This window comes from Rothia sp. HMSC071F11 (genome assembly GCF_001809115.1).
Lineage (GTDB): Bacteria > Actinomycetota > Actinomycetes > Actinomycetales > Micrococcaceae > Rothia > Rothia dentocariosa.
This window is the reverse complement of record NZ_KV795756.1, coordinates 304,176-316,002: the sequence shown is the minus strand read 5'-3', so window position 1 is coordinate 316,002 and position 11,827 is coordinate 304,176. Positions and strand designations below refer to the sequence as shown.

11 protein-coding genes and 1 CRISPR repeat array are annotated in these 11,827 nt (G+C 53.6%); of the genes, 3 read left to right on the top strand and 8 right to left on the bottom strand.

From position 1 onward, the window contains the following. Position 1 precedes the first annotated feature (1 nt). Positions 2-327: direct repeats of the CRISPR family, unit length 32 nt; unit sequence CAATGAAAGTCACCCATTCTCATGGGTGAGAC. A 259-nt stretch (positions 328-586) separates the two neighbouring features. Continuing rightward, a complete protein-coding gene (gene ettA, locus HMPREF2554_RS05810) occupies positions 587-2,266 on the bottom strand; it encodes an energy-dependent translational throttle protein EttA (protein ID WP_013399225.1) in 1,680 nt (559 codons plus the stop codon). A 180-nt stretch (positions 2,267-2,446) separates the two neighbouring features. Here ettA and HMPREF2554_RS05805 point away from each other — a divergent pair, with 180 nt between their 5' ends. Next, positions 2,447-2,860: an MmcQ/YjbR family DNA-binding protein gene (locus tag HMPREF2554_RS05805; protein WP_041322143.1), complete on the top strand. Its 414-nt coding sequence runs from the start codon at positions 2,447-2,449 to the stop codon at positions 2,858-2,860. A 15-nt stretch (positions 2,861-2,875) separates the two neighbouring features. Continuing rightward, positions 2,876-3,514 carry a hypothetical protein gene (locus tag HMPREF2554_RS05800; RefSeq protein WP_041321806.1) on the top strand — a complete coding sequence of 213 codons (639 nt, stop codon included), beginning with the start codon at positions 2,876-2,878 and terminating at the stop codon, positions 3,512-3,514. A 53-nt stretch (positions 3,515-3,567) separates the two neighbouring features. Here HMPREF2554_RS05800 and trmD read toward each other — a convergent pair whose 3' ends face one another. The 7 genes from trmD to ffh form a co-directional block, all read right to left on the bottom strand. Next, complete coding sequence (trmD, locus tag HMPREF2554_RS05795) at positions 3,568-4,449, bottom strand: tRNA (guanosine(37)-N1)-methyltransferase TrmD (protein ID WP_013399228.1); 882 nt, start codon at positions 4,447-4,449, stop codon at positions 3,568-3,570. Between the two features lie 3 nt (positions 4,450-4,452). Further along, the gene (gene rimM, locus HMPREF2554_RS05790; protein ID WP_013399229.1) at positions 4,453-5,091 is read right to left on the bottom strand and encodes a ribosome maturation factor RimM; all 639 of its coding nucleotides are present in this window, start codon (positions 5,089-5,091) and stop codon (positions 4,453-4,455) included. Positions 5,092-5,281: 190 nt separating this feature from the next. After that, a complete protein-coding gene (locus tag HMPREF2554_RS05785; RefSeq protein WP_004004867.1) occupies positions 5,282-5,524 on the bottom strand; it encodes an RNA-binding protein in 243 nt (80 codons plus the stop codon). 2 nt (positions 5,525-5,526) lie between these two features. Beyond that, positions 5,527-5,958 carry a 30S ribosomal protein S16 gene (rpsP, locus tag HMPREF2554_RS05780; protein ID WP_013399230.1) on the bottom strand — a complete coding sequence of 144 codons (432 nt, stop codon included), beginning with the start codon at positions 5,956-5,958 and terminating at the stop codon, positions 5,527-5,529. A gap of 203 nt (positions 5,959-6,161) precedes the next feature. Continuing rightward, on the bottom strand, positions 6,162-6,647 hold the full coding sequence (locus HMPREF2554_RS05775; protein ID WP_013399231.1) for an NUDIX domain-containing protein: 486 nt from the start codon (positions 6,645-6,647) through the stop codon (positions 6,162-6,164). A 52-nt stretch (positions 6,648-6,699) separates the two neighbouring features. Next, on the bottom strand, positions 6,700-9,111 hold the full coding sequence (locus tag HMPREF2554_RS05770; RefSeq protein WP_070554357.1) for a hypothetical protein: 2,412 nt from the start codon (positions 9,109-9,111) through the stop codon (positions 6,700-6,702). Positions 9,112-9,517: 406 nt separating this feature from the next. Then, positions 9,518-11,104 (bottom strand): signal recognition particle protein, encoded by a 1,587-nt coding sequence (ffh, locus tag HMPREF2554_RS05765; protein ID WP_013399233.1) that lies wholly within the window; start codon positions 11,102-11,104, stop codon positions 9,518-9,520. A gap of 188 nt (positions 11,105-11,292) precedes the next feature. Here ffh and HMPREF2554_RS05760 point away from each other — a divergent pair, with 188 nt between their 5' ends. Next, on the top strand, positions 11,293-11,742 hold the full coding sequence (locus HMPREF2554_RS05760) for an NUDIX hydrolase (RefSeq protein WP_013399234.1): 450 nt from the start codon (positions 11,293-11,295) through the stop codon (positions 11,740-11,742). The last annotated feature ends 85 nt before the right edge of the window (positions 11,743-11,827 follow it).

Genomic DNA, 11,827 nt, shown 5'->3' with positions numbered 1-11,827 from the left:
TCAATGAAAGTCACCCATTCTCATGGGTGAGACATACGTGTCAGCTAACTCTGCTGCCTCCGTCACCGCTCCCTCAATGAAAGTCACCCATTCTCATGGGTGAGACCTGCTGCGCTAATTTAATGAGCTGTTTTTCGGATGGCTCCCCTCAATGAAAGTCACCCATTCTCATGGGTGAGACCGCGAATTGCGTCCCGTAAGCCTTTCTGACCCTCAATCCCTCAATGAAAGTCACCCATTCTCATGGGTGAGACCTGCCCATTTAGCCGCTAAGACCTGTGTTTTGTGCTGCCCTCAATGAAAGTCACCCATTCTCATGGGTGAGACAGCACCTAAAAAATATCCAGTAAATTCCTGGTCTCTCAGGCGCTTTCGCGAGCGTAGGGACAAGCGCTCATATTATTCAGTCTATCGGAGGCAATCGTTCAGACACAAAACGACTCTGACAAGGTGTTTCATTCACGCGAGCGAAACCCAGGATTTTCGGTAAGTACTAGGTGCTCGCGTTCCTCGAAACAATCCAAAGTAAAATACCCCGCACATCCGGCAGAAATAGCGGACAAGCGGGGCATTTATCTTTCTTAACCTAGCGAGTAAGCTTGCGGTGCACCACGCGGTGCGGCTTCGCAGCTTCCGGTCCCAGACGTTCGATCTTGTTCTTCTCGTAAGACTCGAAGTTACCCTCGAACCAGTACCACTGATCCGGATTTTCTTCGGTGCCTTCCCATGCGAGGATGTGGGTTGCCACGCGGTCGAGGAACCAACGGTCGTGGGAGACGACGACGGCGCATCCGGGGAATTCCAGCAGAGCGTTCTCAAGCGACGCCAGGGTTTCCACATCAAGGTCGTTGGTGGGCTCGTCCAGCAGCAGCAGGTTTCCGCCCTGTTTGAGGGTCAACGCCAGATTCAGGCGGTTACGCTCACCACCAGAGAGTACACCCGCTTTCTTCTGCTGGTCAGGTCCCTTGAACCCGAACGCCGAAACATAGGCGCGCGAAGGCATCTCAACATTGCCAACCTGAATATAGTCCAGACCGTCCGAGACAACCTCCCAGAGGCTCTTTTCGGGATCAATGTTGGAGCGGTTCTGGTCAACATAGGAAATCTTCACGGTTTCGCCGACCTTGAGCGATCCGCCGTCAAGCTCTTCCAAACCGACGATGGTCTTGAACAGGGTCGATTTACCCACACCGTTCGGGCCAATCACACCCACAATGCCGTTCCGCGGCAGCGAGAACGACAGACCGTTAATGAGCGAGCGCCCGTCAAAACCCTTCTGCAGGTTCTCGGCCTCAATCACCAGGTTGCCCAGGCGCGGTCCCGGCGGAATCTGAATCTCTTCAAAATCGAGTTTGCGGGTCTTCTCAGCCTCGGCCGCCATCTCTTCATAACGTGCCAAACGTGCTTTCGACTTCGCCTGACGGCCCTTCGAGTTTGAGCGCACCCACTCTAGTTCTTCGTTCAGGCGTTTAGCGAGTTTCGCGTCCTTCTTGCCCTGAACTTCAAGGCGGGCACGCTTCTTCTCAAGGTAGGTGGAGTAGTTGCCTTCATAAGGGTAGAGGTTGCCACGGTCAACCTCGGCGATCCATTCGGCAACGTGGTCTAGGAAGTAGCGGTCGTGAGTAATCGCGATGACCGCGCCTTCGTAGGACTGCAGATGCTGCTCAAGCCACAGCACCGACTCAGCATCTAGGTGGTTGGTGGGCTCGTCGAGCAGAAGCAGGTCTGGTTTCTGCAGCAAGAGCTTGCACAGTGCCACGCGGCGGCGCTCACCGCCGGAGAGGTGGGTGACGGGGGCGTCGGCGGGTGGGCAGCGCAGCGCCTCCATAGCTTGTTCCAGCTGGGAGTCTAGATCCCAGGCGTTTGCGGCATCGATAGCTTCCTGCAGCTTACCCATTTCTTCCATGAGGGCATCAAAATCGGCGTCAGGTTCAGCCATGAGCGCGGAAATTTCGTTGAAACGGTCCAGCTTCGCCTTGATCTCGCCCACGCCTTCTTCGACGTTGCCGAGCACGGTTTTCTCTTCGTTCAGCGGCGGTTCCTGAAGCAGAATACCTACGCTGTATTCGGGCGAGAGGCGTGCCTCGCCGTTCGAGGGCTGATCCAAGCCAGCCATGATTTTCAGGATGGTCGACTTACCGGCGCCGTTGGGACCAACCATACCAATCTTGGCGCCCGGGAAGAACGACATGGAAACGTCGTTAAGAATGACCTTATCGCCCACGGTTTTGCGGGCTTTGGTCATCGTGTAAATAAATTCAGCCATAGTGTTCTATTCTACCGTGATTCTTTGGATGCGCACGCGGTTTTCGCCGCAGATTTTACGGGTATATTCCTTCTGGGTTTTCGACGTTCTACAGATGTAAACCGCCCCGGTGGTTTGGTTTTGGTTTTCCCAAACTTTGAATCCTTTCACTACGGTGTAACAGCCGTTAGACTCGAAGGTATGGGTACACCGAATTCTCATGAGATAACCGCCGAAGACCTCTATAAAGTTGTCGATCAGATTGCGCTTACTATGCCGTTGGCCACCTCCGATCAGCCTTTCGGACCACGTAATACGGTGTACCGCATTAGCGGCAAAATTTTTGCGATGTACACGGACGGTATCGGCTACCCGATCGTGAATCTGAAGACCGACCCCGAAGAATCCGAGGTTCTGCAGCGCATGTACCCAAGCATTATTCCAGGGTGGCATATGAATAAACGGCATTGGATTTCGGTCGGCGCAGGCAAGGGTGTTACACGCCAGCTTCTTGAAGAGCTCATCGAAGATGCCTACCTGCGTATTATGTACGCCCTGCCCAAGGCAAAACGCCCCATCGAATTCCGCGAGCGCCCGGTTCCCGAAAAACATTAGATACTGCAGGCTCACATGTATATTCCTGCCAGCGATCCCGTTCTTTTTCTGAAGCTTTCTGCTGATTACAACTATGCATACATGGCGCATGGACGTACCGGCGGGGTGGTCTTGCGCGCCTATGATAGGTTTCAGAAGGCGCATGCTCTCGGTATTCCTGCGGTTCCGTGGGGCTTTTCATGCCCTGAGAAAACGGTTCGGCACATTCGCCAGGAAATTCTGCGTGCCCGTAAGCTAGGCGGTGAGCTGGAAATTTTGATGATCTATCGTGAGCCTGATCTGCCGGTTATTCCGGCGCCCGAATCGCACGGTTTTGAGAAGCGTGATGATGTTCCTCAGCTGATGCCTTCCAAGTTGCGTGATAGTTGGTTGGATGCCGGTTTTTCGGCGGAACGTCACGGTAGTTTAGAAGATCGGATGCTTGCTCTCGCTCAGGTAGAGGAATTTACTGACCCTGAACCTCTAGATCTTGCCCGCTACGAGCATACGAGTACTCACCGCCCGTTATCATTGTCGATGCGCGGCTCGCTCTCCCGTGCTCTGGGCAGTAGGTATAAGCCTGCGGAAGATCCGGGTGCTCCGAGTAAGATTTATTGGATCCAGGGGCACGCCGTTGTTTACGATATTCTCGACTTTGAACGTTTTAACCCCTAACTGTAAGGGGTTTCAACGAATGCAACGGTGCTGCGTGTTAGAGCTCTTCCGGTTTAGTCTGCTTGGCGAGATTTGGGGAAATGCACACCGCGCTCGGCAAGAAAACGCCGGTCTTTCTTATCCCAATTTTCTTCAGGATACGCCTCAAAAAGATCGGGGCGGCGACTCATGGTACGTTCAATCTGCTGCTCGCGCCGCCACCTGGCAATAGCACCGTGATTGCCCGACAGCAGGATAGGCGGAACCTCGTAGTCGCGCCACTGCGCCGGTTTTGTATACACCGGGTACTCCAAAAGCCCGCCGGTGTGCGACTCTTCTGCAAGAGATTCTGGGTTTCCCAATGCCCCAGGAATTAGTCGAGTAATAGCCTCGATCATCGCCATGACCGCTACCTCTCCGCCATAGAGCACATAGTCCCCCATCGAGACGAGAAGCACGCGGAAGCGGGTTTGTGCCCAGTCGAGCACACGCTCGTCAATACCTTCATAGCGCGCGGGAGCAAACGCAATATGCTGTTCTTCAGCGAGTTCATAAGCCATTTGCTGGTTAAAAACCGCGCCTGCTGGGGAAGGAACAATCAGGAGAGGACGATTATCCTGCGCAGGCACGAGTTTCTGAGGACTCGAATTTTCCTCTGCTCTTTCTCGCTGTTCTTCCGGCTCATCGCGATTATTTTCGTGGTGCTCTTCCCCTGCCTGCAGCGGTGAATTCGTGAGCACTTCATCAAGCGCAAGCCCCCAAGGTTCCGGTTTCATGACCATGCCGGCACCACCGCCATAGGGGGTATCATCAACCGTGTGGTGGCGGTCGAAGGTATAGTCACGCAGATTATGCACGCGCAGATCGACCAAACCGTTTTCGCGGGCTTTCCCTACCAGCGAGAGGTCTAACGGAGTCAAGTACTCGGGAAAAATAGTGATAACGTCGTAGCGCACAGGCTACTCCCCCGTATTTTCTGAGTTCGATGCGGCAGATTCTGCTTCAGCCACGTTGATAAGACCGGGTGGCGGGGTCAGAAGCACGAAGCCGGGTTCGTCCTCAGCGGTGGTCACAACTTCTGGAACGATTTCTTCGACGAAGGGAATCATAATCTCGTCACCGCCGTGCTCGGCAGCAAGTTTAACGAGCAGTATATCCTGCGCGGGCATGGTCTGCAGACCGGTAACCTTCCCCAGAGGCTTCCCCGCTTTAGGATTATTGACGGGGTTCTCCCCCTCAGGAACCTTCATCAGAAGATATACGGGCAGGTTCACGAGTTCCTGTTCGTAGAAGCCTTCATCATCTTCGTCCTCGGGAACTTCAAACATCAGGCGGCTGCCCCGCAGCTCTTCCGCTTGGTTGCGGGTAGTGACTTCCTCAAAACGCACCACCAGAATCTTTTTATTCCAACGATGCCCCGCTACTTTAAGCCTGCCCGTTGGTGCAACAGTAGCCACAGGGCTTTTCGGGGTGAAGTTTTCCAAGTCGAGAACTTCTCCGGGGGCAAAGCGCTCCTCGGGGATATCTGTGAAGAGTTGAACCGTAACTTCACCGCGAATACCGTGCGGTTTGCCGATGCGCGCAACCAAAACCTGCATGTTGTAAACCTCTGGGAAAACTGGGGCTTGTAGACACCTAATATTCTACCGGCAGGTCCGAAAAAGCGCAGACTCTCACAAGCTTTGGAGGTACCTGTCTGCTGTGCAATTACCTGATGAAAATTCTCACGGTTAAAGCAGAACGTTCCAACACCTTTTCGGTGGTGGAACGCTCTTGATGCTATATCAGCTAACGTTTTCTGTCGGTGTCGATAATATCGATCCGAACCTGATCGCCCTCAGAAATCGCATCCATCACGGTGCGAATGCTCTTAGCGGTTCGGCCCGAACGACCAATCACTCGACCCAAATCATCGGGATGTACCCGAACCTCCAGCGTCTCGCGATGGCGCTGCTGGCGCAAACGCACTTTCACATCGTCCGGATGCTCGACAATCCCTCGAACCAAGTGTTCGAGTGCATCAGCCAACATAATTACTCAGCTGCTTCCTCGGCAGCCTCTGCTTCAGCTTCAGCAGGAGCCTCCTCGGTTGCTTCCTCAGCCTTATCGGCCTTGGGGGTGATAGCCTCAGGAAGAATAACGGAACCCTTCTGGGGGACAACGAACTCAGCCTTAGGCTCAACGGGCTTGATGCTGTTCTCAGCCTTCTCGCCCTTGAAAGTTGCCCAGTCACCTGAGAGCTTCAGCAGAGCCAAGACCTGTTCGGTCGGCTGTGCGCCAACAGACAGCCAGTACTGAGCACGCTCAGAGTTAATCTCGATACGCGAGGGCTGCTCGGTCGGGTGGTAGATACCGATCTCTTCGATAGTCTTACCATCACGCTTCACGCGAGAATCCGCAATCACAATACGGTAGCGAGGATCGCGGATCTTACCCATACGCTTGAGACGAATTTTAACAGCCACTGTAGTGGTTACTCCTGTTTCAATACTTGGTGCGAAACCGCGCTTCAGCGCCCGTGGGGCGGGCCGTTCACGAAGTCTCTATGGACACAACAAAGCGCGAAGAGAGGGGTCACGCAATGTCGGGTACTCAGATAGGGTAACAAATAGGGCGATTTAAATCTAGCGGATCCTCGCGTTTTCGGGCATATGTCGCTGTTATAGCGTTAATCGTCGGAGCTTATCTCAAGAACTTCGCCGGTTTCGAGGGCTTTCAAGGCTTCTTGCAGCCGCCTCACCATCGCCGGGCGCGCATAATCGCCCAAGTTTTCACCGACCACCCACTCATAGGTCACCAGTTCATCATTCTGCAAAGTAATGGGGGTGTCACGCGGAATAACGCCCGCATCGTACATGTAATATGTGGAATCACCCCAGACACCTAATGCGAGTCCATGGAAAATAGCCACCAAACGACCCGGAGTCAGGGTAAGCCCCAGCTCCTCCTGAACCTCACGGAAACATCCTGTTTTCGGTGCCTCGCCGGATTCGACGGTTCCGCCCGGAAGAATCCAGCCGTCCTTGTAGTTCGGCTTCACCACAAGTAGTTCGCCTTCTTCATTGCGAATAAGCGCTCCGGCGGCAAGTCGACGTGTTGGAAGTGTTGCAATAAAAGCTACCAGTTCCTCATGGCTTAAATATGTATCTTTCATAGATTCCGCTTTCGTCTGTACTTAAGCATGGTTCTTGCAAGCGTTGAAGGTTTTAAGAGAAGAACTTACGGACGGTACGACGTACCCTCTCCCCCAGCTCTGTGGCGGACGAAGTATCTGACGTGGAACTCGCGGCCTGCGAGCAGGCTTTGCGGGACTTACGCGGAGCTTCCACGTAGATGCCGTCACGCAGGTCATCAACCAAGGTTCGCCGGTGCAGCCCCTCCGACGATGCGCCCTGCGGGTTATCGCCCCGGCGCACGAGCTCCGCGTTTACGGGAGCGTCTGAAGCTTCTTTACTGCGATGCTCATCAAGTTTCTCGCCAGCAAGCCGAGCGAGACGAGGCGCTAAGAGAATCTCACTCGTGCCGCCAGCTGCGAGAACAGTGCTCAGAGCTGTCAAAATTGGGGCGCTCTTACCCTGCGCTTTTTTGCGGCGCGCAACAGTCCAAAACACGGTTGCCAGCCCCAACTGCGCGGTACCGTCCACCCGAAAAACACGGGTAAGCAAACGATTTTTGGGATCTTTTCCAGCAGAAGTCTCACCAGGCGATTCCGAGTGTGCGGGCTGAACTGTATGCGTTGAAGAGTTCGTCTCAACGACCGCTTTGCCTGATGCACCGCTAGGACTATACGCATCCACACGCGGACTTGAGGAAGGCTTTTTCACCAAAGACTCTTTCTGCTGATTATCACGTTGTTTGGTGGTACCCACATGAGTATATTCGTAAGGAATCTCGCCGCTTTGAGACGCAGCAAGCCACTCCGCAAGAGTCACACGGCGGTTTGTAGCTACCAGACGATAGCTACGTTTTAAAGCCTCTATATCGGGAAGTTTATCGGACTGGTAATGCGCAGACAGTGAGTTATCGTCACTCTGTGCCGGATCCATGTCTGCTTGAGACGAACTTTCGTCATGAGGTGCCGCCAGCAATTCAGCAGGGTCTTCGCCAAATACACGAGCGGTTCCAATAGCACCGATCTCAAGCCCTTCCGTCGGTACCGCTGCCAGCTCAACGGGAACGTGCAATAGCTGAAGCACCGATTCGAGAGCAAGAGTGTTCTTCGTATCTCGCAGATAGCTTTCAAGGCGCCTTCCCGCAGAAGTTCCAGAAGGAACGCCGAAAAGCAGGGAAAGCTCAACAATAGAGCGAGTAAGCTCGTCTTGGTCCAGACCAAAAGGCTCGGGCGGCAAACCTGGCAGACTCGTCAGAATATCTTCTAAAGATCCCTCATAAGAATCGCAATGTTCACGAGTCATAGTTCGTGTGAGGGTCTTCGGAACAGACTGCCAGAAGAACTCCAGAATGGTCGAGTCCTTCTCCTCCGGCTCGCCCAACATCCAGGCAGGTGCGTTCTCGTTCTGCTCTAGCTCTTGAGGGGCCTCCATAAAGATGAGATGCTGTTGATGCGCATTCCCCTCCGCAATCAAGGCATGACACTTTGCTTCGGCGATAACAGCCAAAATGTCATGCGGATCGCCGCTAATAATCGTCCATGTTCCTGCCGGGGCTGCGACAATCTGGCGTTCCGGCTGGGTGAGGAGCATGCTGGTGAGTGCATCCAGGTTAATATCTAGAAGCGCCGCAGCATCGCCATCAACTAAAAATTCGATCTGGTAAACATCATGCGGTACCGGTACCCACATCCCTGGTTCTTCTTCAAGAGCAATACCGGTTACTGGCATTCGTTCAAGAAGCCACTCAACGTATTCTTCCAAGGGTTCACCCTTGCGAATCTGTCCGTGTGCCACATGCAAAACGTTCAGGTAACCTGCGGGATTAAGCGAACACAAAACATATATCTGAACTTCACGCTCGCCCATCTCATAGGCGATAAGTTCGGGCCGTTCTCGAGTCAGCTCTATAAGAGCCTGAATCACATCATGATCGCTGGCGGCGCGCGCTAACATGCGGCGACGGTGCAGGTTCTCATCCTCAACGTCAGAAAAAGTCACATCAAAGATTTCTTCGGGAGAACCCGCATGGTCATGCTGAGGAGCCGAATAATGTTCTCCGCCTTCCTCGGAGCTATCCGGATCTTGGGGAGCCGGAGTATCCTGCCACATCTGGTTAAGTTCTTCAACCGTCAGATCATCATGGGCTAGTGAGGCGGCAACATCATCTACTTCACGCGGATCAATACGGTGTTCTTTATCCTCATGAAGTTGTTTCGCCCGCCGGATCAGGTCAATAATAGCGCTCGCAACATCCGCAGTTTCAGGATCAGCATCATCACTAGAGTCACTGGAATAGACCACTTTAGAACCGGCGATGTCGGGGGTGTTTTCACCATACTCTAAAGACAGGCGAACCCATAAATAGTCCGGGATGGGGCCATTTTGACTGGCAGATGCCTCCGGCTTGGTGTAAGTCCAAGGGTCGGCAGTTTCATGGCGCTCACGACCGTTCTGTTCAGCGCCGCCCTGCGCTGATTCTCGGTGATGTTGCTCGTTGTTCTGCATTCTTCCCCTTAATAGCGTTCTGCCGTTTGCCTCATCTGCCCCGCTACTAACACCGTAAAGCCTTCTGCTAATTTGTAGGCGCAGTTCGCATTTAGGGCATCGCCGGTGAGAAACGGCGTTACGAATCATCGGATGCACACTGTAGAGATCTGCATTCCACGCCTATCAATCGGATCCGTTTTCTCATGCAGGTTTTCAGCCTGCAGCACGTGACCTGATGGTGTGTGTCATAGGCGCGGTATTATCGAATCCTCTATACCAGAGTAACGCGTATGTCTTCATGATGTGTGAATACGGAGTGAGTCGTCTTCATACACCGGTAAATTCTTGTCAAACAACGTTCACGATGTTTGACGGCTCTTTCATAAAGCCGCCAGAACACCGCGAACACCATTTCACAGTCCCTCTACTGTAGGAACTTCTCAAAGCCCTTCGGCAGATTCATCTTCGAAAGATCAAGATCTTCTTGCTGCTGCGCCTGCTGCCCGAAAGCCGCACCCTGGCGTGCCTTCTGAGCGGCAAGTGCCTCTGCCTCTTGCTGCTTACGCTTCATGGGGTTGCCTGAGCGACCCGCCTTCTTCTTGTTATTATTTTTCTTATTCTTTTTACGGTTACTTCCGCCAGCCGCGGCCATACCGGGCATCTGCATGCCGCCGGGCATACCAGACATCTTGCCGGTGGCAAGCTTCTTCATCATCTTCTGTGCCTGAGCAAAACGCTCCATGAGCTGATTCACCTCAGAAACAGTCACGCCCGAACCTTTCGCGATACGCGCACGGCGTGAACCGTTAATGATCTTCGGTGCCACACGTTCATGCGGGGTCATCGAACGTACAATAGCTTCGACGCGGTCAATTTCGCGTTCATCAAAAGACTCTAGCTGCTGGCGCATCTGGGCGGCACCGGGCATCATCATGAGAAGTTTCTTCATGGAACCCAGCTTGCGAATCTGCTGCATCTGCGCCAAGAAATCATCAAAGGTGAAATCTTCCTGATCGATGAATTTCTTGGCCATGCGGTCGGCTTCTGCCTTATCCCACGTGGCCTCTGCCTGCTCGATCAGGGTGAGCACATCGCCCATATCCAGAATGCGGCTGGCCATACGGTCGGGGTGGAATTGCTCGAAATCATCCACGTTCTCACCCGTGGATGCGAACATAATCGGTTTGCCGGTAACCGAAGCAACGGAAAGAGCCGCACCACCACGGGCGTCACCATCAAGTTTAGAGAGCACTACGCCGGTAAAGTCCACACCCTCGTTGAAGGCATTTGCGGTATTCACGGCGTCCTGACCAATCATCGCGTCGATTACGAACAGGACTTCTTGAGGCTCAATAGCATCGCGGATATTACGCGCCTGCTGCATGAGTTCAGCATCCACACCCAAACGGCCTGCAGTATCAACGATCACCACGTCATGGAGCTTCGCACGCGCTTCAGCAACGCCATCTCGTGCAACCTGCACAGGATCGCCAGTAGGGGTATCAAATTCACTGGTCACGCCCGGGTGGGGCGCGAAAACGGGTACGCCCGCGCGCTCGCCCACAACCTTCAGCTGGGTTACCGCGTTTGGGCGCTGCAAGTCAGATGCCACCAGGATGGGGGTATGCCCCTGCCCCTTGAGCCACTTCGCGAGTTTACCCGCCAGCGTAGTTTTACCAGCCCCCTGCAGACCAGCCAGCATAATAATGGTGGGACCGGTCTTCGCCATGTTAATGCGGCGAGTCTGCCCACCCAAAATGGTAATAAGCTCTTCGTTTACAATCTTGACGATCTGCTGTGAAGGGTTGAGTGCCTCTGAGACCTCAGCACCGAGGGCGCGCTCCTTAATATGTGCAGCGAATTCACGGACAACAGGCACGGCGACATCCGCATCCAGCAGGGCGCGGCGAATTTCGCGGACGGTTGCGTCAATGTCTGCCTCAGAGAGGCGGCCCTTGCCACGCAGGTTTTTAAAGGTTGCCGTCAAACGGTCAGAGAGAGAATTGAACACGAGCCGTGATCACTTTCTTATCGTCGAGGAAACGGACTGCACCCAGCTTGAACCCAAGATGGTCGCCCATTTTTAAGATGCTTACTCAATCTTCAAGGATACAGGATGTGCCAAGATCTACTGTCGATGACACCCTCCAATGAGCGTTTGGCGAAACTGTATACAATACGCAGTTAGATAATAAAGGTATGGATTTTCGAACGACAGCTGCAGAATATCAGTACGGTGTGCGAGCTTCGGCACTGATCATACACGCCGGTAAGCTCTTGACCTACAGTCACGACGGCAAATATTTTGTGCCCGGCGGCGCTGTACAAGTTGGTGAGCACAGCGCGGATGCGGTGCGTCGCGAAGTACGCGAAGAACTAGGCATCGGCTGCACGGTTCGGAAGCTTGCGTTCGTAGGAGAGCACCTTTTCACAGTGCACGATATACCAAACCACCGCATTGAATTTCACTACCTCGTGGAGATTGATTCTGAAGCGGTTCCGATAACCACCTGCGAAGAGGAGCATCGCTACCCCTGTGCCTGGCTGCCGCTCGATTCCCTGGCGGATTATCCGCTCAAACCAGAGTTTCTTACACATGAGCTGCCGCAGTGGAACGGAAAACTCAAGCACCTGGCAACCCATGAATAGGGTGTTCTGGCAAGCGAATACACAAATCGGGAGCGTTTTCTTCATCTGGTAACAATTTAAGATGAAGAAAACGCTCCCGGAAATA

Coding starts and splice junctions, on each gene's coding strand:
- HMPREF2554_RS05800 (WP_041321806.1), top strand. CDS start 2,876: ATGTATATTCCTGCCAGCGATCCCGTTCTTTTTCTGAAGCTTTCTGCT.
- HMPREF2554_RS05760 (WP_013399234.1), top strand. CDS start 11,293: ATGGATTTTCGAACGACAGCTGCAGAATATCAGTACGGTGTGCGAGCT.
- HMPREF2554_RS05805 (WP_041322143.1), top strand. CDS start 2,447: ATGGGTACACCGAATTCTCATGAGATAACCGCCGAAGACCTCTATAAA.
- HMPREF2554_RS05785 (WP_004004867.1), bottom strand. CDS start 5,524: ATGTTGGCTGATGCACTCGAACACTTGGTTCGAGGGATTGTCGAGCAT.
- HMPREF2554_RS05770 (WP_070554357.1), bottom strand. CDS start 9,111: ATGCAGAACAACGAGCAACATCACCGAGAATCAGCGCAGGGCGGCGCT.
- ettA (WP_013399225.1), bottom strand. CDS start 2,266: ATGGCTGAATTTATTTACACGATGACCAAAGCCCGCAAAACCGTGGGC.
- HMPREF2554_RS05775 (WP_013399231.1), bottom strand. CDS start 6,647: ATGAAAGATACATATTTAAGCCATGAGGAACTGGTAGCTTTTATTGCA.
- rimM (WP_013399229.1), bottom strand. CDS start 5,091: ATGCAGGTTTTGGTTGCGCGCATCGGCAAACCGCACGGTATTCGCGGT.